Source organism: Microcoleus sp. Pol12B5 (genome assembly GCF_036701335.1).
Taxonomy (GTDB): Bacteria; Cyanobacteriota; Cyanobacteriia; order Cyanobacteriales; family Microcoleaceae; genus Microcoleus.
The window spans coordinates 25861-49209 of sequence record NZ_JAUBQQ010000044.1; the positions used below are offsets into that span (position 1 = coordinate 25861).

The 23349-nt window shown below is 45.4% G+C and carries 17 protein-coding genes and 2 pseudogenes; 8 read left to right on the forward strand and 11 right to left on the reverse strand.

Translation table 11 applies throughout. The annotated features are described in order from the left end of the window. The first annotated feature begins 85 nt into the window (after nt 1–85). Complete coding sequence (locus tag QUA24_RS18030; RefSeq protein ID WP_333231030.1) at nt 86–310, forward strand: KTSC domain-containing protein; 225 nt, start codon at nt 86–88, stop codon at nt 308–310. A 94-nt stretch (nt 311–404) separates the two neighbouring features. Here the strand turns inward: QUA24_RS18030 and QUA24_RS18035 are convergent, their stop codons facing one another. Next, nucleotides 405–617, reverse strand: a complete 213-nt coding sequence (locus tag QUA24_RS18035; RefSeq protein WP_333213615.1) for a helix-turn-helix transcriptional regulator — start codon at nt 615–617, stop codon at nt 405–407. Nucleotides 618–658: 41 nt separating this feature from the next. Here QUA24_RS18035 and QUA24_RS18040 point away from each other — a divergent pair, with 41 nt between their 5' ends. Both QUA24_RS18040 and QUA24_RS18045 read left to right on the forward strand, forming a co-directional pair. After that, on the forward strand, nt 659–907 hold the full coding sequence (locus tag QUA24_RS18040) for a hypothetical protein (RefSeq protein WP_333231031.1): 249 nt from the start codon (nt 659–661) through the stop codon (nt 905–907). Between the two features lie 362 nt (nt 908–1269). Then, nucleotides 1270–1683, forward strand: a complete 414-nt coding sequence (locus QUA24_RS18045; RefSeq protein ID WP_333231032.1) for an SET domain-containing protein-lysine N-methyltransferase — start codon at nt 1270–1272, stop codon at nt 1681–1683. Between the two features lie 181 nt (nt 1684–1864). Here the strand turns inward: QUA24_RS18045 and petL are convergent, their stop codons facing one another. After that, entirely contained in the window at nt 1865–1966 is a 102-nt protein-coding gene (petL, locus tag QUA24_RS18050; RefSeq protein ID WP_006633742.1) for a cytochrome b6-f complex subunit PetL, read from the reverse strand. 77 nt (nt 1967–2043) lie between these two features. On the opposite strand from petL, the gene aroB reads away from it, so the two are divergent. Then, nucleotides 2044–3138: a 3-dehydroquinate synthase gene (gene aroB / locus QUA24_RS18055; protein WP_333231033.1), complete on the forward strand. Its 1095-nt coding sequence runs from the start codon at nt 2044–2046 to the stop codon at nt 3136–3138. 96 nt (nt 3139–3234) lie between these two features. On the opposite strand, the gene QUA24_RS18060 is transcribed toward aroB, so the two are convergent. Further along, on the reverse strand, nt 3235–3990 hold the full coding sequence (locus QUA24_RS18060) for a tetratricopeptide repeat protein (protein ID WP_333231034.1): 756 nt from the start codon (nt 3988–3990) through the stop codon (nt 3235–3237). Nucleotides 3991–4180: 190 nt separating this feature from the next. On the opposite strand from QUA24_RS18060, the gene QUA24_RS18065 reads away from it, so the two are divergent. Then, complete coding sequence (locus QUA24_RS18065) at nt 4181–5017, forward strand: stomatin-like protein (RefSeq protein ID WP_333231035.1); 837 nt, start codon at nt 4181–4183, stop codon at nt 5015–5017. Here the strand turns inward: QUA24_RS18065 and folP are convergent. The 5 genes from folP to QUA24_RS18090 all read right to left on the reverse strand — a co-directional run bounded on the left by folP (nt 5008) and on the right by QUA24_RS18090 (nt 8556). Then, nucleotides 5008–5856 carry a dihydropteroate synthase gene (gene folP, locus QUA24_RS18070; protein WP_333231036.1) on the reverse strand — a complete coding sequence of 283 codons (849 nt, stop codon included), beginning with the start codon at nt 5854–5856 and terminating at the stop codon, nt 5008–5010. The two genes, QUA24_RS18065 and folP, sit on opposite strands and share 10 nt — an antisense overlap. Before the next feature lie 103 nt (nt 5857–5959). Further along, the gene (locus QUA24_RS18075) at nt 5960–6298 is read right to left on the reverse strand and encodes a hypothetical protein (protein ID WP_333231037.1); all 339 of its coding nucleotides are present in this window, start codon (nt 6296–6298) and stop codon (nt 5960–5962) included. Between the two features lie 217 nt (nt 6299–6515). After that, on the reverse strand, nt 6516–7241 hold the full coding sequence (gene tpiA, locus QUA24_RS18080; protein ID WP_333231043.1) for a triose-phosphate isomerase: 726 nt from the start codon (nt 7239–7241) through the stop codon (nt 6516–6518). Nucleotides 7242–7316: 75 nt separating this feature from the next. Next, entirely contained in the window at nt 7317–7502 is a 186-nt protein-coding gene (locus QUA24_RS18085) for a PCP reductase family protein (RefSeq protein ID WP_006633749.1), read from the reverse strand. 100 nt (nt 7503–7602) lie between these two features. Then, complete coding sequence (locus QUA24_RS18090) at nt 7603–8556, reverse strand: hypothetical protein (RefSeq protein WP_333231038.1); 954 nt, start codon at nt 8554–8556, stop codon at nt 7603–7605. 165 nt (nt 8557–8721) lie between these two features. On the opposite strand from QUA24_RS18090, the pseudogene QUA24_RS18095 reads away from it, so the two are divergent. From QUA24_RS18095 to QUA24_RS18105, 3 genes and pseudogenes are all read left to right on the forward strand, one after another. Beyond that, nucleotides 8722–8876 (forward strand): annotated as a pseudogene (locus QUA24_RS18095) (IS701 family transposase); the annotation flags it as partial. Nucleotides 8877–9391: 515 nt separating this feature from the next. Then, the gene (locus tag QUA24_RS18100) at nt 9392–10405 is read left to right on the forward strand and encodes a PleD family two-component system response regulator (protein ID WP_333231039.1); all 1014 of its coding nucleotides are present in this window, start codon (nt 9392–9394) and stop codon (nt 10403–10405) included. 225 nt (nt 10406–10630) lie between these two features. Further along, the gene (locus QUA24_RS18105; protein WP_445242625.1) at nt 10631–16666 is read left to right on the forward strand and encodes a PAS domain S-box protein; all 6036 of its coding nucleotides are present in this window, start codon (nt 10631–10633) and stop codon (nt 16664–16666) included. Nucleotides 16667–16997: 331 nt separating this feature from the next. Here the strand turns inward: QUA24_RS18105 and QUA24_RS18110 are convergent, their stop codons facing one another. The 3 genes and pseudogenes from QUA24_RS18110 to QUA24_RS18120 form a co-directional block, all read right to left on the reverse strand. Beyond that, nucleotides 16998–20858, reverse strand: a complete 3861-nt coding sequence (locus QUA24_RS18110; RefSeq protein WP_333231041.1) for a GAF domain-containing protein — start codon at nt 20856–20858, stop codon at nt 16998–17000. Nucleotides 20859–21426: 568 nt separating this feature from the next. Next, nucleotides 21427–22806, reverse strand: coding sequence for a photosystem II reaction center protein CP43 (psbC, locus tag QUA24_RS18115; RefSeq protein ID WP_333216871.1), 1380 nt, complete (start codon nt 22804–22806; stop codon nt 21427–21429). A gap of 156 nt (nt 22807–22962) precedes the next feature. Beyond that, nucleotides 22963–23349: pseudogene (locus tag QUA24_RS18120) on the reverse strand (photosystem II D2 protein (photosystem q(a) protein)); the annotation flags it as partial.

The window sequence follows — 23349 nt, forward strand, 5'->3', positions numbered from 1 at the left end:
GAGTATTCTGTTTTTTTAGGCGGGCTAATTTAAATTGCAGGGCGATCGGCTATAAATAGTTAGAGAAAAGCATCGCCTAATTACCATGAAACTAGAACCTGTTGAATCTAGCATGATCCAATCTGCGGGTTATGACGAGGAAAGCTACACCCTCGAAGTTGTTTTCAATAGTGGCAAAACATATCGATACTTTGAAGTCCCCAAGACTGTCTACTTGGAACTGATGGAATCAGATTCCAAAGGTAGTTATATGCTATCTGACGTTATTGATTGTTGCCCCTACGAACAAGTAAAGAAACGGCGGCGATAAGTACGGCATTAATCAACGTATCCCATTAGCGCGATCGCCCTTTTCTTCTACCAGCGCTAGAATTTTTAGTCGAACACGCCCCATTGGTGCGCCCTCAATCTTCCAAAATCTCGACCAAATCTTCCATTGTCACGTCGAAGGCGCGGGCAATTTTGTAGACAGCAGAAAGATCGACTGTATTCAAAGCATCGCGCTGAACGTAGCTTCTGACAGTGTTGTAATTAACTCCGGATTGATCGGCAACTTGCTTTAGTGTCCAACCCTTTTGCTCTGCTAGTTCTCGAATCCGCAGTCTAACGTATCCCATGTTTTAACTTGACATTGATGCGTATGCAACATATGATATCTATGTACACTGAAAACGATCGCCCTCCTAGCCTCGAAAACTTAAGGGCGATCGCTTTTTCTACCACACCCCACGAACGTGGGGAAGGATTATCCTATGATACCAACATCCAAGCCCAAATTAAACACTCATCCCTGGTGTATCGTGCGGCAATTACCAAATATGCAGCGATTGGTGGTTGCTCGGTTCCACCGTCGGGGCGATGCGGAGGGATACATACAGATTTAATGGCGGTTGTTGCCGACGGCTAAACACCCGATAGTTTTTGATACGACAGGGGCTGAGAAATTGGCAGAAGTTCGATTGACTCAATTAGAACGAATCTTGTAATTAATCAGGAGCGATCGTGTTTTATAGCAAGTGCGATCGCTCCTGTATTATAACCCAGAAGTCAGCCCCTAGCCAGACTCCACGCTAAAATTATCATCCTTAAGCGGATATTTCTTTTTTCGTTTTTTTTACTCTATTATACTCTATAATATTTACGATTTCAATTATAAGCGTTATAGTGAACGGCCAGTTTCTTCATTTGGATGTAGGTGATAAAGTTGTGGTGTTGATATTTTTAATCAGCATTTAGTCGTTTATTTTCATAACAGGAGAATAACACGGTATGCTACTGGTTAAGACAAAACTTGGCATCAGTTTTATTCATGGTATTGGTCTTTTCGCAGCGCAGTTTATTCCCAAAGGTACTGTTACCTGGGAATACTCTCCATACTTCGATACGTCTTATGAAGAGGCTGATGTTGAACGTATGTCTCCTTCAGCAAAAGAACAGTTCCTAAAATATGCCTATTTTGACAATATCCTCTGTAGATATGTTCTTTGCTTTGACGATCAACGTTTCATCAATCATTGTTCGGAGTCTCCTAATATTCTTTCGACAGTGCGACGAGACGTTGCAGCAGTTGACATCTACGACGGACAAGAACTTGTTTGCAACTATAACTGTTATGATGATACTTATTTTATACGTCTTGGCATTCAAGAAATCACTGTAACACGCACCATACAATCTAGTTAAAGTGTTACAATTGCGTACTGGATTTATTGAATTAGTTAATACTAGCCTAAACTTTTATAGGACAAAGCATTTGCGCCGTCAATCTACAGATAAACCTAGAGATTTGTGGCGCAAATACGTTGTCGAACTGATACTTTTGCCAGAGATTAAATCCTCTGGTTGAGACATCTAAATTAGCAAATTAGATGAGTTTGACAGCCCGCAGACCAAACATCAGCACTGTCGCCAAGCCGATCATGCCGCCAAAAATCCCAAAATAAGTTATTGCTCCGCTAAGAGTCATTGCAATTTCTCCAAAACAATCAATAAAAAGACCTATAAGAACTATAATCTAAAATCTAATATCTAAATTAGATAAATATGCAATCCATAATTAAAGTTGACTTGGGGCCACAATCTTACAATGTTTGCGTGCGATCGGGCGGATTAGACGAACTCGGCAGTCTGATGGGCGATCTAAGTTTGGGCAAAAAAGTGCTGCTGGTGTCGAATCAGTCGATTTTTCGGCAGTACGGCGAAAGAGCAACCGCAGCCCTCGAATCAGCCGGTCTGGAAGTGGGTAGCTGCATTTTACCACCGGGAGAACAGTACAAAACTTTAAATTCGGTACAGAAAATTTACGGTGCGGCTTTGGAAAACCGCTTAGAACGTTCCTCGACAATGGTCGCTTTGGGCGGCGGGGTTGTGGGCGATATGACGGGTTTTGCGGCGGCGACTTGGCTGCGGGGAATTAATGTCGTGCAGGTTCCGACTTCGCTGTTGGCCATGGTTGATGCTTCTATTGGTGGCAAAACAGGGGTGAATCATCCTTTAGGGAAGAATTTAATCGGGGCTTTTCACCAGCCACGTTTGGTGTTAATTGACCCGGATGTACTCAAAACTCTGCCGGCGAGGGAGTTTCGTTCTGCGATGGCGGAAGTGATTAAGTACGGAGTGATTTGGGATGTTGAATTGTTTGAAAAGTTGGAAAAGTGCAAGCGTTTGGATCAAATGCGCTATGTGAAGGCGGATTTGTTGGCTGAAATTTTAAGCAGGTCTTGCCAAGCTAAGGCTGAGGTGGTTAGCAAAGACGAGAAGGAATCGGGTTTGCGGGCGATTTTGAATTACGGACACACCATCGGTCATGCTGTGGAAAGTTTGACCAATTACAAGGTGATCAATCACGGGGAAGGAGTGGCAATCGGCATGGCTGCGTCAAGCCGATTGGCTGTGGAGTTGGGAATGTGGGATGCTGAGTGCGATCGCCGTCAGTCTGCTTTGATTGAAAAAGCGAGTTTACCTGCCAAATTGCCTGCGGGTGTGGATGTTGAGGAAATTTTGCATACTTTGCAACTCGATAAAAAAGTGCAGGATGGCAAGGTGCGGTTTGTGCTGCCGGTGCGCTTGGGTGAGGCTGCTGTGAGCGATCGGGTGGATGGAGATTTGATTTTACAAGTTTTGAAGGAAATGCTTTAGATTCTCGTTTTTGGGTGTGTTTAACCGCCGCTGAACGCTGATTCACGCCGATCGCCAAAGATGTTTTTTCTTTCAATGTGCGATCGGCGGTTGAGTTTAGGACTCGCTGGATCGCGAATTGATTTCCTCCAAAATTTTATCTACTCTGTTAGCAGCTTGAGTTCTACCTTGCTTGATAAATAACTCCTTAGCTTTTTTGAGACTGGCTACCGCCTCCGCTTGGTTTTCCTTGTCTCCTTGCTGGTACAAACCGACTCCTAAATTGTTTAAAGCATCGGGATATCGATCGTTAATTTTAACGGCTTGTCTCCACTGAACAATTGCCTCTGGCAACTGGCCTTGACTTGCCATTGCCACGCCTAAATCGTTGTGAGCTTTGGCGTGCTGTGGGTTGACTTCAATTGCTTTTTGGAATAGAACGATCGCATCGCTCATTTTATCTTGCCCCGACAGCATAGTTCCCAACTTGTAATAAGCATCCGCTTCTTTGGGATAGCGAGCGATTAGTTGCCGGTACAAAGCTTCGGCATTGACAAGATTCCCTTGACCGTAAAGGTCGTTGGCAGTTCTCAAGCCCACCGTGTAGCCTTTACCTACAACTTGGCACTTTTTCTCGGAGTTGCCTTCTTGCTTGCAAATCCTGAGTTCGTCTCCCTTCATTTCGTAGGAAATTACTTCCCGAACAGCAGGGCCTCGGCGCGGCGGCTGCGAGTTTTGCGAGAGTTGCAGGGCGATCGGCTCAGCTTGTGCCGGTTGGGCCACTGCTGCATTGAAGATTCCTGCACCCACCAAAATGCTTGGGGCGATCCACCTTAAGGGTTTGAACAAGCGAAACTCTCGATCGTTTTTCATGTCTTTTGTGGAAACGTTTGTTGATATCCTGGGTTTGACTAGCGCCCTGAGAGTCGGAGCCGATAAAACCTACCCGGTGAAATAGTTAGTTATTAACAGTCGAGATATTTTAGCACTGCGGAGCCGAGTTTGAGTTAAATTAGAGTAGAATTTCGATCGATTCTCAGTCAACCTTAGCAGGAAAATAGAAATGGGGCAGTCTATTCTTACCATGCTCTTTGCGCTCATCCTCGGCTACGCTGTTAACTCAAGCGTCAAAATAGTCAGCGGTGGCGACGAAGCTTTAGTGGAACGTTTGGGTCAATACAAGCGCACCCTCAAGCCAGGATTCCACTTTATCAGTCCCCTGGTCGAAAAAGTCGTCTGCGTGGACACAAGCCGTGAAAGAGTTTTAGACATTAAACCTCAGTCAGCAATCACGGGAGATAATGTGGCTCTCGAAGTCGATGCCGTTGTGTATTGGCGGGTTGTAAATTTACAGAAAGCTTATTATGGAATCGATCAAATTGAAAATGCGATCGCCAACTTAGTGTTAACGACGTTTCGCGCTGAAATTGGTCGATTGCCAATGCAAGACATCTTGGGTTCCCGAGATGACATGAATAAAAAGTTACTCAAAAAGTTGGACGAAGCTACCGAAACTTGGGGTGTCAAAGTAATTCGGGTGGAAATTCAAAGCATTACACCTCCGAAAAGGGTGCAAGAAGCTATGGAATTGGAACGCGCCACTAAGAGCGAGTGGCAAGCAATGGTCAATAAGGCTATCGGCACTAAGGAGTATATGAGGCTCTTAGTTGAAGCTTTAGACTCCCATCCCAATAGCAAGCAAGTTTTGAATTACTTAGTAACAGAAAAATACTTGGATGCTCAACAAAAATTGGGCGAAAGCGACAATGCCAAAATTCTGTTTATGGACCCCAGGAGCATGACTGAAGCTTTGGGCGAGCTGATGGGCTCTATGCCCGATGTGATTCATTCTGAGGGCGGGGAAATGAAAGTTATTGATACTCCCACTTCTCAAGACTGATTCCTGAAGATAGCGTCGGCAACCAGACAAACATCGTGCATTTCTCTGACATCGTGAACTCGCAAGATATCTGCCAAATTTGCGATCGCACCTGTACAAGCCGCCGCTGTCCCCCAAACTCTTTGTTTCGCTTCTGGCTGATTCAAAATGTGACCGATGAAGCTTTTTCGCGATACTCCGACTAAAATCGGACAGTTTAAAACACGGAATTTTCGCAACTCTCGCAGAATTTCTAAGTTTTGACTGTAAGTCTTGGCAAAGCCAATACCAGGGTCAAGAATTATTTGAGATTTGTCAATCCCCGCAGCAACTGCTGCCGCAATTCGACTCTCGAAAAATTCCCCAATTTCCTTCATTAAATCCCGATAATCTGTGAGTTGTTGCATCGTCTGGGGAGTTCCTCGAATGTGCATCAAAATTATTGGCACTTTTAACTGAGCAACGGTTGACAGCATTTCTGAGTCAAAAGTAGCTCCCGAAATATCGTTAATTATATCCGCTCCCGCCTCAACCGCAGCTTTCGCAACCTGCGCTCTGGTAGTATCGACTGAAATAGGAACTGAGCCAAAAATCTCGGCTTTTTGTCGGAGTATTTGTACTACAGGTATAACGCGATTAATCTCTTCTTCTAAAGATATTTCCGCTGCACCAGGCCGAGTAGATTGACCGCCAATATCAATAATATCCACCCCCGATTTTACCATATTTTCCGCTTGCGCCAAAGCAGATTCTATGGTAGAGAAATCTCCGCCGTCGCTGAAGCTATCAGGGGTAACATTCAAAACGCCCATTAAATAAGTGCGTTTTCCCCACTCGAAAGATTGACCTCTAATTGTCATTTTTATTTGGTGACTACCTTCTTTTTCGACTAGCTGATCCGCCCAGTGCGAGCGCGTAAGTCGGAAGGCGTGGTTAATTCCCTAAAAAGCTAGGCGACTCAATTTAAAATGCTACCAATAAAGCGCCAATCGTTTGCAAGACAGAGACAACAGTCTCAATAGACAATCCTAGCAAGGTCGCCAATTGACCGAACCCCGTTGCTATTTCAGTAATTCCCGCCCCGGAACTGATTAAAGCTATCAACTGGCTGATAATTTCAGTGACAGCAGGTAACGCCGCAGTAATAGCGGGTTCTTGAGCAACCAAGCCAGACAGAAACGCCACAGCTCCAACTCCCGCTTTGAGAGCTGTGAGTAGTGCGGTTAGCTGCGTGATCGCGTTTGGTCCTTGGGTGTGAACGTAATCTAAAATTTGTGCGATTGTTGCTACGAGTGCATCCATGCCTATGTCCTTTTAAAGTTTTATTTTACTTAAACTCGATTTTTAATTGTTTAACAAAGTTTGCTAGAGGAGTGTATGACACTTTTCCTACTGTCCTGGTTCAAGTGTTGAAGCAAACAATTTTCCAGCTTTCGTCTGCTATAACTCTTACAGATTATCTGGTTTTGGTGTCATAACTCCTGGCATAACCCCCCAATTACTAATTACCCATTAGGACTTATTTGTAATTGACAATTCGAGCAAAACTCGCAGCTTCCAAACTAGCACCGCCTACCAGAACCCCGTCAATCTCAGGCATCGCCATAACTTCATCAATATTCTCCGGTTTAACAGAGCCGCCGTACTGAATTGGCACGCCAGGATTAGTCAATTTACTGCGAATCAAACCAATAACTCGGTTAGCTTCCTTAGCTTCGCAAGTATCGCCAGTGCCGATCGCCCAAATCGGTTCGTAAGCAATTACCAACTTATTTTGGTCAACATCAACCAAATCTTTTGCCAACTGAGAAAAAATGTGAGCTTCAGTTTCGCCTGCATCTCGCTGCTGCTTGGTTTCCCCAACGCACAGAATTGGAATTAAATCGTATTTCTGAGCCGCTTTCAGCCGCAAATTCACCGTTTCGTCAGTTTCCCCAAAATATTGGCGTCGCTCGCTGTGGCCGATGATGACATAACGGACACCAAGTTCACTCAGCATTGGCCCGGAAATTTCCCCAGTAAAAGCTCCAGACTCTTGCCAGTGAACGTTCTGAGCACCGAGTCTGATCCGGCTGCCGTGCAAATTTTTCGAGAGGACAGCCAAGGAAGTGAAGGGAACGCAAAGCACGACTTCCCGTTCCTCTGGGGTTTCCGTCAGGCAGGACATGAATCCTTGAAGAAACTCTAGGGATTCTGCCCTAGTTTTGTACATTTTCCAGTTGCCAGCAATAACTATTTTCCGCACGGGTGACTCAGTAGCTCTGTGAACATCAAAATCAGGCAACTTATAGTTTAAGGCTTTAGCGTACCTTTCGATCCTTCATTGCCCAAACTCGATGCGAGCTTGCTCAACTAAGTCAACGGTGACGACTTCGGTTTCGGCTTCGCGGGCCAACTGCTCGATGCGGACGCGAGCTTGTCCCCGGACAAAATAGGGAATATTTTTCAGCTTCGCCTTGGCTTCTGGCGTCCATTTTAAATCATCGGAAAATTCTGAATCGGGCATGGCGTATTGAGCGATCGACTACAAGCCTTTATGGATCTGGCTTTGATGCAAAGCCTGGATGTATTAAATTTACCACGAGTTGCGATCGCCCCACACCTTCTCACTCTGCCTTAAATTTGTTGCCTAAAATAGCCGACGCTTCTTGTAAAAGCTGATTCTGCTCTTGTCGAATTGCCTCCAACCTTGCCAAAATATTAGCAACTCGTTCCTGAGACTCCAAACTGTTTGATTCAACTCCCCTCAATTGTAAACCTGAATTATTTTTGTCTTGGGGATTCTTTGAAACCAATGAGTTTACAGCCACTCCACCGACATTACTTACAGATTTAGAGCCGACACTCACAACTCTTTGCATAAATTTTACAGGGCTTTGCAGAATAAATAACCATCCTCCAGCAAAAAAGCTACTTAAACCCTGAAAAAGACCCAATATAATGAATATAAATAGTAGCAAACTTGCTAAAGATATCAGCGGATGACTCACCAACCAGAAGACTACAGGGTGAGCATCAATCCAATCTTTGACAGTACCATTGATAGCACTTTTGATGGCATCTGAAACGGCACCGCTCATATTTCCCGCCTTGTTAATGCTATCTTCTAATGAAGCCTTAGCCTTTTCTGTAGCTTGATTGACACTTTCTACAGCTTGGCTAGTGCTTTGATTCAGAGTATTGACCGCAGAGTTAGTAGTTTGATTGATCGTTTCTTTAGCAGTTGCTGCAGAGTGAGAAACAGCATCAACAGCCTTGTTGGTACTTTCACTGACGCGACTAACTGCTTGATTCGCGACTTCCGATATAGAAAGTCTCGCTTTTTCTGTTTTCTCCGCTACAGTACCTAAAGCATTGTTCGTAGCTTGATTAACAGTATTGACTGCAGAATTCGTAGTTTGACTGAGAGCTTCTTTGGTCTGAGATGCAGTTTCGGCGAGAGAAGATTTAGCTTCTGCTGTTGCTTCTGAAACAGAATTCACTGCTTTTCCGACTTGTTGCGTCCAAACTTCTTTCGTTTTTTGAACGCTTTGAGAAAAATCAGGGAGTGCTACTGCCATAGTAAGTTATCTCCATCAAGTTAATTTACTCTTTGCCAGTTATTATAGTATATACCAATGCTAAATGAGTCATAAACTTTTTACCCACCCCAACCCTCCCCGAACTCGCGGGGAGTCCGTAAGAAATTCACAAATGATGCGAGAATTGCTATAGTATTAGCTTCCATGCCCCCATGCTTTGAAAGATAGTGCCAACGCTTTGACGATGTGTTTCAGACTCAAGCCCAAAGACAGGAGTTTAGACACTATCTGGGGGGATTATTGGGAGAAAGAAGAGAAACAACCTATCCGAGAACGCGCAAAAGGCTGTAAATATTTCTTAACAAAGCTTACCCCTTTTGGCCGTCAGAGCTTCCTGGTGCGAACAAACGCTCAACTAAGGGCGAAGCTATACGCGATCGTGTGACCATCAGATGTATTCCCCAAAAATAGCTCGGACGATCGCTCAAAGATGAGGTAGGAATTTGATGCACCTAAAAAAGACTGAATTAAGTTGAGAAATATAGCATATTATTCGAGCGGCAATCGCCAGATAACAGGCGATCGTTCGTCAAAGCTCGCTCGACGTTGTAAAAACTGTTTAATGCCCCAAAAATAATTACATATTTACAAAAATTAGTGCAAGTGACCAGACTTTAATATCTCCGAAAAAAAGCGACAAATTTTAAGTAGAGTGTGGCTGTTGGTTTAATAAACCGGACGCTACCTAGGATGTTGTTGCGGCAGCTTAGCTGGTGTATAATTTATGACATATTAGCCAATTTTTTACTTTCCATCCCAAGCTCAAAATATGCTAGGCTAGAATATTTCCAAAGCTTGAGATACACCATGACGTATGTATCAATCATTAGAAGAGTCAGCCATTTCGACTAACCTATCTACGGAATCGTCCTCTCTAATTCTGATTGTGGATGACGATGCCTTGATGCGTTTGCAACTTCGACTGTATTTACAGAAGGAAAAATACCGAGTGGCTGAAGCTAATGATGGGTTGACAGGGCTAGCAGCTTATGAGGAAGTACATCCAGACCTCATCCTGCTAGATGCAGTGATGCCCACTATGGATGGTTTTGCTTGTTGTCAAAAATTATCTGAAGTGGCTCAGAGCGATCGCCCACCTATTTTGATGATTACTAGCTTGGAAGACAAAGAATCTGTCGATCGAGCGTTTGCAGCGGGAGCGGCTGACTATATCACTAAGCCGATTCACTGGGCTGTTCTGGGACAGAGAGTGCGACGGTTGATTAAGCAATTCCATTTGCAACACCAACAAACCCTACTTTACAACCAGCTAGAGGCCGCCAATCGACAATTAAAATACCTCGCGTCAATTGACGGTTTGACTCAGATTGCCAATCGCCGTCAGTTTGACCAACAGCTAGAAGAGGAGTGGCGACGCATGACGAGGCAGCAAACTCCTTTATCACTGATTTTGTGTGATATCGATTTCTTCAAGCCTTACAACGATACTTATGGACACCAAGCAGGGGATGTATGTTTACAGCAAGTTGCCGCAGCTCTCAATCGCAGTATTAATAGAGCAGGAGACTTAGTAGCCCGTTATGGAGGTGAAGAATTTGTAGTGATTTTACCCAACACAAAGCTTGAGGGAGCCGTGCAAATCGTTAATAAAATCCAGGCTGAAATCCAGGCTTTAGCAATAGTCCATAAGAGTTCTCCGCATCATTGCATTACGCTCAGCTTCGGTGTTACCAATGTGATTCCTACCCCAGAGAGCGGCCCAGAAACTTTAATTACTGCTGCCGATGCAGCACTTTATCAAGCCAAAGACCAAGGTCGTAATACTTTTTGTACCAAGACTCATACAGTTAATGAGTTCACTCATTAAGTCATAAAAGTAAAAACTATGCCTCTCGTAATTGGGAATAATTTTTTATTAAAAGTTGAGCGAAATATCAAGTCCTGCATAAGTAAGCCTTGATTTTAGTCTTAAAGCCTAAATAATCGGTGGTGCGATCTTCATGGAAACTGTCAGGTAAATAACAGATCGGCTCTATGGCGCTTTTTTTATCGGAATCAGGTCATATTCAGCAACTAGCGATTATAAAAGTTTATGCGAGGGGCTAGCTCAGTGCGTGATAAAAGATGGTTAGGTGCGATCGCCCTTCTCACTGGTGCGGGTGTTCTGGGCAACCATTGCAATTTGTCTCTTTTCTTTGGGGTTGATTTCCTCTTTGGCAGTATTCCCATACTGATTATTACTTACTACTTCGGCTGGGGCTGGGGAGGCGTGGCTGGTCTAATTGCAGGCAGCTATACTTATATCCTTTGGCATCATCCATACGCCACGATTATTTTGGTAATTGAGGCTCTGTTTGTAGGGTTTCTTTGCAAGAAGCGCCAACAGCCAAATATCCTTTTATTCGATGGGATTTACTGGTTCTTAATTGGAATGCCCCTCGTTTGGCTTTTCTACGGTCAAATGATGCACATGGAAGCGAATCAGACCATCCTCGTTATGTGCAAGCAAGCAGTCAACGGCATTTTTAATGCCTTAGTTGCCAGCTTAATCATTTCGTATGCGCCGATTTCTCGGTGGATTAGTCCTTCAAAGCATCTCGCCCTCTCTTTACAACAAACTATTTTTCATCTTTTGGTTGCTTTTGTCTTTATTCCAGGACTGATGCTATTAGTTCTTGATGGTAGATACTTTGTTGGTCAAATCCCAACGACGGTGCAAACGGAGTTACAAGCAAACGCAAAAACTATCACTAGCGCAATATCTCGATGGCATCACCGATACCTCACAGCTTTGAACCAATTAGCTGACATATCGCTCATGCCTGAAGCCACCACTGCTACTAATCAAGCGATTCATTCATCCCAGCAGCTACAACAAGACATTCGCCTGATCGAGCAGTTGTTTCCAGATTTCGACACAATTTATGTTGCCGATTCATCTGGAACAATTTTAGCTACTTCTTCTCCTTTAGATCAAACCCGCCGGCGATTGATCGAACAAAGCAGGGAACATCAATCTCTAATTCCCCTGGCTCAAGAGCGGTTGAGACCTTGGATGACTCCTATCCACAAAGATATATTAGTGGACGAATCTCATGTAGGATTGAATGTACCCCTGCAATTTCAAGGTCGTTTTCTTGGGCTGATCCACGGTTCATTAGCATTAAGCCAGATCAAAGCTCTCTACATTTTCCAGAGAAACAATCAGCAACTAGGCATTACATTACTCGATGAAAACAACCGAGTCATTGCTAGTAATCAATCCGACCAAAAGCTTTTGACCAGTGTTCAGGAGTCAAAGGACGGCAGCACTCGCACCTTAGAGGGAACCTTGCAGCAGTGGCTTCCTAGCAATGGCAAGAATCCGATGATCCGTTGGAAAAATTCTCTGTATATACAGGAATTTACTATTAGCTCCGATCTCGACTGGAAATTACGCTTACAAATTCCAGCAGCTCCCTATGTAGAAAATTTACAAAATCGCTACAAGGTTGACTTGAGTATTCTACTCGTCGTCACAATGTTGGCATTTTTGTTTGCAACGTTGGTTAGCGAACGACTGGTCAAGCCATTATCTTATTTAGCTCGTGCGACTACTGACTTACCCAACAAGCTTTCAGAAGAAACATTTGAATGGAAACATACCTCTGTTAGTGAAATCAATGAGCTTGCTCGCAATTTTCAATTGATGGCGATCGCGCTTTATCAAAAATTTAGGGAGATTAAACACGCCAACGCTACATTAGAACAGCGGGTTCACGAACGAACGCAAAAATTATCCAGAATCAATCACTCTCTGAAAGGGGAAATTAAGAGACGTAAACAAGCCGAATCTGAACTAAGAACAAGAGAAGCGGCGATACGAGCTTTATATGAAGTCACTGCTACCCAAAATCTCAATTTTGAGCAGCGCATCCAAGCGTTGATTGACATGGGATGTCAGAATTTGGGGCTTGAAAGTGGCGTCTTGGCTCGTGTGCAAGATAACCGTTATGAGGTGATGGTTGCGCGATCGCCCGATCGAGTCCTGAAACCAGGTGATGTCTTTGATATTAAGCAAACTTTGTGCTGTGAAGCTTTAGACACAAATGAACCCCTAACCATCGAACATATAGGCACCTCAAAATGGCGTTACCATCCTGCCTATCTTGCCCTTGGCATGGAAGCTTATATTGGAACACGAGTTTTAGTTGCAAGCCAAGTCTACAGTACACTCAGCTTTTCTAGTAAATCTCCCCGTGCAGACAGCTTTAAATCTGCCCATGTGGAATTACTGAAGCTGATGGCTCAATGGATTGGTAGTGAAATTGAACGGCATCAGGCAGAAGTCGCTCTGCAAGCGAGTGAAGAGCGGTGGGAACTCGCCCTACGTGGTAGTAATGATGGGGTATGGGATTGGAACGTCAACACCAATGAAGTATTCTTCTCCGCTCGCTGGAAAGAAATGTTGGGCTACGAAGACCATGAAATTCCCCATCACTTGGACGAATGGAGCAAGCGGGTGCATCCCGAGGATCTCGGTTGCGTCATGCAAGTAATTCAAGATCACTTTGAGGGAAAAACTTCTTTTTATACTACGGAACATCGAGTTCTTTGTAAGGATGGGAGCTACAAGTGGATTCTAACTCGAGGGCAGGCGCTTTCGGATGAAGCGGGCCGAGTTGTCCGTATGACTGGTTCTCACAGCGATATTACCGAGCGCAAAAACTTAGAGCAGGAAATTCAAGCCAGAGAGCAATTATTGAATGCTTTTTTTAAAGGAGCTTCCCTAGCAGGGGTGGGGCTGTGTATCCACGATCGGCAGTTGAGATTTTTACAAATCAATGAGGCACTAGCTGAATTTAATGGCCACTCTGTGGAGGCTCACTTAAGTAAGACAACCGATGATATTTTGGGGGAATTTGCTCCTACTGTAAATGCACTGTTACAACAGGTTTTAACGACAGGAAAACCTTCCATCAACTTGGAAATGAGCACAGCACTATCCAGTCAAACGGGTGTCAAGCGCCACTGGCTCGTTTCTCACTTTCCCATTTTCAAGGATGCACAGCAGCCTATAGCAGTGGGTTGCATTCTAATTGAAATTAGCGATCGCAAACGAGCCGAAGCAGAACTGCAACAAATGAGTGCGGCTCTAGAAAATGCCGTGGCAGGCATTTCTCGGCTTGACCCTCAAGGACGCTATATCTCTGTCAATGTGACTTATGCTGCCATCTGCGGATATCAGCCCGAGGAACTGCTAGGGATGGACTGGCAAAAAACCGTTCATCCTGAAGATGTTGAGAAGATGGGGGCTGCTTATGAGCAAATGTTGAGAGACGGCAGAGTCGAAGCGGAAGCTAGGGGAATGCGAAAAGATGGCTCTAGCTTCTATAAACAATTGGTGATGGTTTCTGCTTATGACGAGCAAAATGTGTTTGTCGGGCATCACTGCTTCATGAAGGATATTAGCGATCGCAAGCAGGCAGAAGAAGCACTACAACGACAGTTGCAAAAGGCCCTACTGCTGAAGCAAATTACCCAAGAAATTCGTCAAAGCCTTAATGCTCAGCAGATATTTGCAACGGCTGCTATTCAGATTGGGCAAACTTTTGGGGTCAGTCGCTGCTTAATTAGCACATACCAGGACAATCCACTGGCTCAGTTTCCTGTCGTTGCAGAGTATCTAGGAGTGGGCTCTGGGCCTAGCGGCGAGCATAACCTTCTGGCGGCGAGTCCTGCTTATACAAAACGGTTGATGGCTCAAGATGAAGCGATCGCCTCCCCGGATGTCTACTGCGATTCATTGGTCACCTGTGCTCATTCAATTTGTACCCGTCTGAATTTGAGATCGACATTAGCAGTGCGAACCTCTTACCAAGGAGAACCGAATGGTGCCATTTGTTTGCACCAGTGCGATCGTTACCGTCATTGGACTACCGATCAAGTGGAGTTGCTAGAATCCGTCGCGGCTCAAGTAGGAATTGCCCTAGCTCAAGCCAAGTTACTAGAGCAAGAAACTCAACAACGAGAAGAATTAACTCTGAAAAACTGTGCCCTGGAGCAAACTAGACGGGAAGCAGAAGCTGCGAACCGAGCCAAAAGTGAGTTTCTGGCGATGATGAGCCATGAAATTCGCACTCCCATGAATGCGGTTATTGGCATGACGGGACTACTGCTGGATACAGAACTCAAGGCTCAACAGCGAGACTTTATCGAGACGATTCGCAATAGTGGGGATACCCTCCTGAGTATCATCAACGACATCCTTGACTTCTCCAAAATTGAGTCGGGCAAGCTGGAGTTAGAAAAGCATCCCTTGAGCTTGAGAGATTGCATAGAAAATGCGATCGACCAACTTGCAGTTAAAGCAGATGAGAAGGATATTGAGTTGGGCTACCTCATCCAGCCTCAGACTCCTAAGTTGATTTTGGGTGATGTCACCCGTCTCCGTCAGATTCTAGTTAACTTGCTCAACAATGCGATTAAGTTTACCGAAACTGGGGAAGTTACCATTTCCGTGGAAGCCTCTCTAGTTGATCCTGACAAAACAATTTCTGAGCCAGGTAACTTGTCAGAAAGCTTGTATGAAATCCAGTTTGCCATTCAAGACACAGGCATTGGCATTCCAGGCAACCGGCTAGATCGACTGTTTAAGTCTTTTAGTCAAGTAGATGCTTCGACGACTCGGCAGTATGGAGGGACAGGTTTAGGTCTGGCGATTAGTAAGCGACTTAGTGAAACGATGAACGGCACGATCTGGGTTGAAAGCCGAGGCCACATCGGAGGAACCCCTTCACCAAAATGGCAAGCCGCTAAGCTTAATCGAGTCACAATGGGTTCTACCTTCTACTTCACGATTGTGGCATCCTCTGTAGCTACTGAGTTAGCGGAACCGATGGAAATGGTACCAGAACTATCTGGCAAGCGTTTATTAATCGTGGATGACCAGCCCACTAACCGACAGATTCTGACGTTGCAAGCAGAGACTTGGGGGATGCAGAGTCTGGCTGCCCAATCGGCTGTGGAAGCGCTCAATTGGCTTGAGAGTGGAGAAACCTTTGATGTGGCTATTTTAGTAGATATGCAAATGCCACAAATGGACGGTCTCACACTCGCCTCAGCCATCCACCAGCATCCTAAGTGCCACGGTTTACCCCTAGTGTTGCTGACTTCAATGGGCTACCCAGAAGCGAGTTCTTCAGCGCTATCGACCCACTTTGCGGCTTTTTTAAGCAAACCCATCAAAAAATCCCAGCTCTATCAAATACTGATCCATGTGCTACAAGCTCAACCGAAAAAAGTTCAACAACAACTTCCTATATCTGTTCAGGATGATATGAAACTGGCCCAGAGACTCCCACTGCGAATTCTTTTAGCAGAAGATTATCTGGTGAATCAGAAGGTGGCACTGCTGCTGTTAGAGCGTTTGGGATACCGGGCAGATATTGCTGCCAATGGATTAGAAGTTTTGGAAGCCCTGAATCGCCAGCCTTATGATGTGGTGCTGATGGATGTACAAATGCCAGAGATGGATGGACTAGAAGCCAGCCGTCGTATTTGCCAGGAGTGGCCGGCTCATACTCGTCCCAGGATTATTGCCATGACGGCAAATGCCATGCAGGGCGATCGCCAGGTTTGTCTTGATGCTGGCATGAATGACTATATCAGTAAACCAATTCGACTAGAGGCTCTCAACCAAGCGCTGAGTCAGTGTCCACCCAACCCGGAACCGCAGCAGGCCCAAAAGGAGGAACCAGATAGCAACAAGCCAGAAATTGATGTGCCAGCAGTTAATCTTACAGAACTGCAAGCTTTCTGTAGCAGCATCGATCAACATTCAACCCAGATTTTGAGCTTGCTGGCGAACTGCTACTTGGAGGAAGGTCTAAAGTTGCTAGAAGCTATGAAATTAGCGATCGCCCAAGGGGATACTCAAACCCTAAAGCGAGTGGCTCATACCCTCAAAGGTAGTAGTGCGAATCTAAGCGCTGCTCCTCTCGCCCAGCTTTGTCGCAGGTTAGAAGTCATCAGTACCTCTGGTGAACTAGATCAAGCCTCAACCCTATTGGCTCAAATCGAGGGTGAGTACGATCGTGTCAAAAATACTCTCCAACAAGAACTACAAAAGAGCGAAACTAATCTATGAAAGTCCATTAAATAGGTATCTTTTTGCATCAGGACTTAGGCAACTGTCACCCGGATGCCGCAAAATGACTATGCGATCGCATACGCATGATCAAGCCTGGTTCCAAATCTGTTAGCATCGGAATTATTATTCATATATCTCTTCTCTGCATCTGCGTGAATCAGCATCAATTCCTTGTCATCTGCGGTTCATAAATTATATTTTTTATTTTAACTGCAGATACAGACAGACTAACACCGAGTAACGCAGATTAATTAGATCAATTCTGGTTGGAGCGTCCGTGATTGTTGACTATTGACTGTTGGCTGGATTTTACAATAATGACTAATGACTAATGACTAATGACTAATGACTGCTGTCGAAGCGGAATCTCGATCACAAACTCAGTACCTTTCCCCAATTCCGAATTGCATTTTAAAACGCCGCCATGTTTCTCTACCACAATTTGGTAACTAATTGACAGTCCCAATCCAGTACCTTTTCCCACTGCCTTAGTTGTGAAAAAAGGGTCAAATATGCGTTTTCTCATAGATTCCGAAATTCCCGTACCGTTATCAGAAATCCGAATCAGCGCGCTAGGAATAGTACCATTAAGTTGACCGACAGCAGTAGAGATTTTAATTTGAGGAACTACAGATTGACCAGCGAGCAACTTGTTCGATTCCAAAGCATCGATCGCATTTCCAATTACATTCATAAATACCTGATTCAACTGTCCCGCATAACACTCAACTCGATGCAAAATGCCGTATTCTTTCACTAGCACAATGTTGGCACTGTCCGCATTAGATTTCAGCCTGTGCTGTAAAATTAACAGCGTGCTGTCAATGCCCTCGTGAATATCAACCGCCTTCATTTGACTTTCATCAAGACGGGAGAAATTCCTTAAAGACAAAACTATTTGACGGATGCGATCGGCTCCCACCTTCATTGACGATAGCAATTTTGGCAAATCTTCTAGCAGAAATTCCAAGTCAATATCTTCACTCAATTTGTCTATTTCAGGACTATAATCTGGATATTGCTGCTGGTAAAGTTCCAACAAACTCAGTAAGCTAGCAGTATATTCACTAGCGTGATTGAGATTGCCGTAAATAAAATTAACTGGATTGTTAATTTCGTGAGCAATCCCGGCTACCAGTTGCCCCAAGCCTGACATTTTTTCAGTTTGAATCAATTGAGCTTGAGTGTGCTGCAAATCTTTTAAACTTTGAGCGATTTGTTCTGCTTGGCGTCTGGTTTGAGCTAACAAATCGGCTTGTTGGATAGCAACGCCCAATTGATTGGCAATCTGAGCTAAAAAGTTAACTTCTGAACTTTCCCAACAGCGGGGTCTTGAATGTTGATACGCTGTCAGCAAACCCCAAAGTTCTTGTCCTACAAAAATCGGCGCGATCGCATAAGCCTTCACCTGAAATTTCTCTAAAATACCGACAACACACTCCGAGTGGCCAACTTGATAGATATCGTCTACGGCTAGAGTTTCATTATTGGCATATCTGCCGCCTCGGTTTTCCTGCAAATAAGTATCTTGCCAAACTGTACTGAGACCTTCCCCTACCAATTTTATCCAGCCATCTTTCACAAACTCGGCCACATAATAGCCACTCCAATCAGGATTAAATTGATAGACAGCAATTCTATCAACTGGCATAAACTGACAAACTTCTTGGGTTGCTGTCTTAAAAATTGCGTTGATATCGAGAGATTGTCGAATCTTAGCCACCACTTCAAACAGTATCCGCTGTTGCTCGGCGACCCACTGCAAATCGATCGTTTGCTGCCGCGTTTGAGCAAGCAAATCTGCTTGTTCTAATGCTACGCTCAACTGAGCTCCGACTTGCGTAGCAAACTGGATTTCTGAAGTGTTCCAATGGCGCGGACTGTCGCACTGGTGCACGCACAGCAAACCCCAAAGTTCGCTGCCATTCATCAGCGGCATAATCACCTGAGATCTAATTTGAAATAGAGCTAAAATAGCAGCGTGGCAGTCGGAGAGTCCCGCACTTTCGACATCAGGCAGCACTTGAATGCGTCCCTGACTGTATTTATTTGCATAGTTCTCTCCAAAACAATGATCGCGAATCTTTACATCCATTGCTGAAGGAAAATCTGGCAAAACATCTTCGGTAATAAATTGACCTTCATTAAAATTTGAACTTGTATCGAAGCGATAAATGCCCACTCTATCAGCCTTTAATATCCGCCGCAATTCTGTAGTTGTCGTGCTAAAAATTGTATCTAAATCGAGAGATTGTCGAATCTTAGCAACTACCTCAAACAGTATTCGCTCCTGCTCTGCTGCCCGTTGCAACTCAACTGCTTGCTGCTGAGTTTGAGCGAGCAGATCTGCTTGTTCTAAAGCAATGCTTAGCTGAGCGGAAATTTGGGTGGCAAATTTAATTTCGGAAGCTTCCCAGTTGCGGGGAGCCGAACATTGGTGTACGCACAGCAACCCCCAAAGGTCGTTGCCTTTCATAATCGGTGCAACTAAAGTAGCTTTGACCTGAAATTGCTCCAAGACTTTGTGAAAGCAATCTTGCAGTCCAGCTTGTCTGATGTCGGGCATGGCGTGAACTCGCCCCTGAGAGTAGAGATTGGCGTAGTTTTCTCCAAAGCAGCGATCGTGCACTTTGACTGCCATTGCTGACACAAAATCTGGCAAAACATCTTCGGCAACGAATTCGCCGTCGTTAAATTCTGATGCGGAATCGAAGCGGTAAACCGCAACTCGATCAGCATTTAAAGCCCGCCGCACTTCCTGGGACATCGTGCTAAAAATTTTGTTCAAGTCGAGGGATTTACGCATTTTTGCCACCACTTCAAACAGCACTCGCTGCTGTTGGGTCAACTGCTGTAGTTGAGCGGTGCGCTTTTGAACTTGATTTTCTAAGTTGGTGTTAAGTTCCTCTATTTGTTGATCGAGTTGGTAGTGGTTAATAGCATTAGAAAAGTGCGTGCCAAAAATGTGGATCAATTCAATTTCTTCAGCCTTCCATTCGCGAATTTGGGCAGTTTTTGACTCTTTCCACGATTCAAAAGATATCCGAGATTGGGCGAGCCGCTCGTCGCTATCAAACTGTCTCGCCCAGAGAGTTTCGGTGTCAAATTCTTCTCGAAAAATGGTCAAGTAACCGAATATGTGCTGGCGGGTTCTGAGTGGTACGATTAAAATGCTGCGAATTTTGGTCGATCGAAATGCAGGTTGTAGGCTTCTCAAACTGCTAATTTTGTACAAGTCGGGAATTGCCCAAACCTGTTGCTCGTCGGATTTAAAATATTCGTGCCAGACGCTGTATTGCTCAACCTGCGGGTATTTTGCGGAAATTCCCATCTTCGGCCCTGAGCCGCAAGTGTAGACTGTGAGTTCCCGATTCGAGTTATCCGAATAGGGAACTAGATTCGTAACCTTGCTGCTGTCGGAAACCAATGGCGTGGCGAAAATGCACAGCCTGCCGCCGCCTGCATCTAGTGCTGCTACCGATTCTGCCAAAGCTGTTTGGAGTTCAATCGCCGGCTGGGAGTTAAGGGCTGTGGCGACGCGGTTGACTGCGGCTTCCCGTTGAGCTTTCGCCCTCGCTTGGGCGAGGAGGGTTGATTGGGCTATGGCGACGCCGAGCTGATCTGCCACCATCTGAACGCCTTGGAGTTCGTTTTCTGCCACACTCCGGGACTCGGAGTGGTGAGATACCAACAATCCCCAGAATTCTTCGCCGTGAAAAATTGGTACTACTAAGCAAGCCTTGACGCCCAGTGCAGTCAAGTATTCAGCGTGGCAGGGGTCAACCGCACGAAAGTGCATTTGGTCGTCGGGCAGCAGTTGGCCCGAAACCGCCTCGCGGCGCGGACTTTGGCCTAGCTGCCCGGAATCTATATCGACGATCGATCGCACCTGTACTTGCGCGAACAATTCGCGGGCGTGAGGGGGAATATCGTCTGCTGGAAAATGCAGACCCAATAGGGATGGCAAGCGGTTGCCGTTAATTGATTCGGCAATCACTTCACCGCTACCGTCGCTATGAAATTTGTAGATTTTTACTCTGTCTGTTCCCAAGAAGGATTGAACTTCTGCTGCTGTTGCGCTCAGAATTTCCGGGAGTTCTAGAGAGCGGCGAATGCGGTTGGCGATGCGTTCGAGCAAATTTGCTCGATCGAACCTCACCTTGAGATTTTCGATCTTTAATGAGTCCATTATTAATCTTTTGCTTCCCTAGCAATAACAGTAAGCGGCCCACAAGTTTTGTGCCTGTTAAAAAATTTGGCAAGCACAGCCATTTAATAAAATATAAATATCCTGATGCCGATCGTCGATTAGTTTTACACCTGTAGCGATCTGCCTTAAAATTGCAACTTTCCATTGCAACTTTCCATTGTGTGGGATTACAACTTTTGTACTTTAAATATAAACTTTGTACAGCCTGCCTTGCAAGCTCTTTACCCCAACGGACTAAAATTGTCAAGTTTCAAGACTTGCAGAGTCATTCACCACAACCGATGAAGGTCGTACCGAAGTATCTGACTCCAGGATGCAAAAGCTGGCTGAAGAACGAGCTTACGGAAAGAAATAGCATGGAATTCAAAAGGTTAACTCAGAAACCGGGTTTATATGTCTAGGATTGGATCTGCTGCTAGCGGGTTCGGAGAATGGTCGATCGACAATCCGCAGCTTTTTCAGATATTTTTAGATCAAAAAAAAGCTCCTGCCGTTAAGCAGGAGTCTTTTTCAACTAGACAATCAAATCAGAAATAAATTCGATCGATTAGTCTAAGTCTGGCATAGAAAGTACCGCTTCATTTTCGCGATCGATACCCTTCTCAAAGCCAGCGACAGCCGCGCGAGCGCGACCAGCGTGCCACAAGTGGCCGACCAAGAAGAAGAAACCCATCACAAAGTGGAAACAGGACAGCCAAGAACGAGGAGAAGTGAAGTTAAACGAGTTAACTTCAGTCGCCACACCGCCCACAGAGTTCAAAGAACCCAAAGGAGCGTGAGTCATGTACTCAGCCGCGCGGCGAGCTTGCCAAGGCTGAATGTCATTCTTGATTTTGTTCAAGTCCAAACCGTTAGTACCGCGCAAGGGTTCCAACCAAGGGCCTTGGAAATCCCAGAAACGCATCGTTTCACCGCCGAAAATGATTTCGCCAGTAGGAGAGCGCATCAGGTATTTACCCAGACCGGTGGGGCCTTGTGCAGAACCGACGTTAGCACCCAAGCGTTGGTCGCGGATCAGGAAGGTCAAAGCTTGCGCTTGAGAAGCTTCCGGGCCCGTCGGGCCGTAGAATTCGCTGGGGTAAGCAGTGTTGTTGAACCAGACAAAGCAGCAAGCGATGAAGCCCATCAGGGACAAAGCACCCAAGCTGTAAGACAGGTAAGCTTCGCCAGACCAGATTAAGGCGCGGCGAGCCCAGCCGAAAGGCTTGGTCAAAATGTGCCAAACACCGCCAGCGATACAAATCAGGCCAAGCCAGATGTGACCGCCGATGATGTCTTCCATGTTGTTGACGCTGACAATCCAGCCTTCGCCACCAAAAGGAGAGCGAACCAAGTAGCCAAAAATCACAGCCGGGTTCAGGGTGGGGTTCGTGATAATACGCACGTCCCCGCCGCCTGGAGCCCAAGTGTCATAGACACCGCCGAAGAACATAGCCTTAGCAACCAGCAGCAAGCAACCGCCACCCAACAAAATTAGGTGATAGCCGATGATGTTGGTCATCTGGTTCTTATCTTTCCAGTCGTAGCCGAAGAACGAAGAGTATTCTTCGAGAACTTCCGGGCCGCGAACGGCGTGATAAATGCCGCCCAAACCGAGAACTGCAGATGAAATTAAGTGAAGAACCCCGACTACGAAGAACGGGAAGATATCAGTGACTTCACCGCCAGGGCCTACGCCCCAACCCAAAGTAGCGACGTGGGGCATCAAAATTAAGCCCTGTTCGTACATGGGCTTTTCTGGGATAAAGTGAGCGACTTCAAACAAAGTCATTGCACCGGCCCAGAACACGATCAAGCCAGCGTGAGCGACGTGGGCGCCCAGCAGTTTGCCGGAGAGATTGATCAAACGAGCGTTGCCAGACCACCAAGCGAACCCGGAGGATTCTTGGTCGCGACCGCTTGCGTAGGAATTAGAGAGCGTTACCACCCGGTAGAACCTCCAACGATTTTAGATTTTGGATTTTGGGTTTTTTTGTTCCCTAGTAGGGCACGGGAGTACCGCACCTGCGCCGGGGAATAGGGATTTGGATTTCAGATTAAGTTAAAAAAACTAAATTAATCTGAAATCCAAATCCTGATTTTTTTAAAGTGCGTTACCGCGAGGCAGAACTTCTTCAGGGAAGATGAAGTTTTCGTGGGGTTGGTCTGTCGGAGCCATCCAAGCACGAATGCCTTCGTTAAGCAGAATGTTCTTAGTGTAGAACGTTTCAAACTCAGGATCTTCAGCAGCGCGTAATTCTTGTGATACGAAGTCATAGGCGCGCAGGTTTAATGCTAAACCGACGATGCCAATGGAACTCATCCACAAGCCTGTAACAGGTACGAACAGCATGAAGAAGTGCAACCAGCGTTTGTTGGAGAAGGCAATTCCGAAGATTTGCGACCAAAAACGGTTGGCTGTAACCATCGAGTAGGTTTCTTCTGACTGAGTTGGGTTGAAGGCGCGGAAGGTGTTTGAGCCTTCGCCGTC

What these genes read in the sequence shown, in the direction of transcription:
- petL (WP_006633742.1), bottom strand. Translation starts at nt 1,966, where the DNA reads ATGACTCTTAGCGGAGCAATAACTTATTTTGGGATTTTTGGCGGCATG.
- QUA24_RS18030 (WP_333231030.1), top strand. Translation starts at nt 86, where the DNA reads ATGAAACTAGAACCTGTTGAATCTAGCATGATCCAATCTGCGGGTTAT.
- QUA24_RS18110 (WP_333231041.1), bottom strand. Translation starts at nt 20,858, where the DNA reads ATGGACTCATTAAAGATCGAAAATCTCAAGGTGAGGTTCGATCGAGCA.
- QUA24_RS18060 (WP_333231034.1), bottom strand. Translation starts at nt 3,990, where the DNA reads ATGAAAAACGATCGAGAGTTTCGCTTGTTCAAACCCTTAAGGTGGATC.
- QUA24_RS18065 (WP_333231035.1), top strand. Translation starts at nt 4,181, where the DNA reads ATGGGGCAGTCTATTCTTACCATGCTCTTTGCGCTCATCCTCGGCTAC.
- QUA24_RS18090 (WP_333231038.1), bottom strand. Translation starts at nt 8,556, where the DNA reads ATGGCAGTAGCACTCCCTGATTTTTCTCAAAGCGTTCAAAAAACGAAA.
- QUA24_RS18035 (WP_333213615.1), bottom strand. Translation starts at nt 617, where the DNA reads ATGGGATACGTTAGACTGCGGATTCGAGAACTAGCAGAGCAAAAGGGT.
- QUA24_RS18105 (WP_445242625.1), top strand. Translation starts at nt 10,631, where the DNA reads ATGCGAGGGGCTAGCTCAGTGCGTGATAAAAGATGGTTAGGTGCGATC.
- QUA24_RS18040 (WP_333231031.1), top strand. Translation starts at nt 659, where the DNA reads ATGTACACTGAAAACGATCGCCCTCCTAGCCTCGAAAACTTAAGGGCG.
- QUA24_RS18100 (WP_333231039.1), top strand. Translation starts at nt 9,392, where the DNA reads ATGTATCAATCATTAGAAGAGTCAGCCATTTCGACTAACCTATCTACG.
- QUA24_RS18045 (WP_333231032.1), top strand. Translation starts at nt 1,270, where the DNA reads ATGCTACTGGTTAAGACAAAACTTGGCATCAGTTTTATTCATGGTATT.
- QUA24_RS18085 (WP_006633749.1), bottom strand. Translation starts at nt 7,502, where the DNA reads ATGCCCGATTCAGAATTTTCCGATGATTTAAAATGGACGCCAGAAGCC.
- folP (WP_333231036.1), bottom strand. Translation starts at nt 5,856, where the DNA reads ATGACAATTAGAGGTCAATCTTTCGAGTGGGGAAAACGCACTTATTTA.
- QUA24_RS18075 (WP_333231037.1), bottom strand. Translation starts at nt 6,298, where the DNA reads ATGGATGCACTCGTAGCAACAATCGCACAAATTTTAGATTACGTTCAC.
- aroB (WP_333231033.1), top strand. Translation starts at nt 2,044, where the DNA reads ATGCAATCCATAATTAAAGTTGACTTGGGGCCACAATCTTACAATGTT.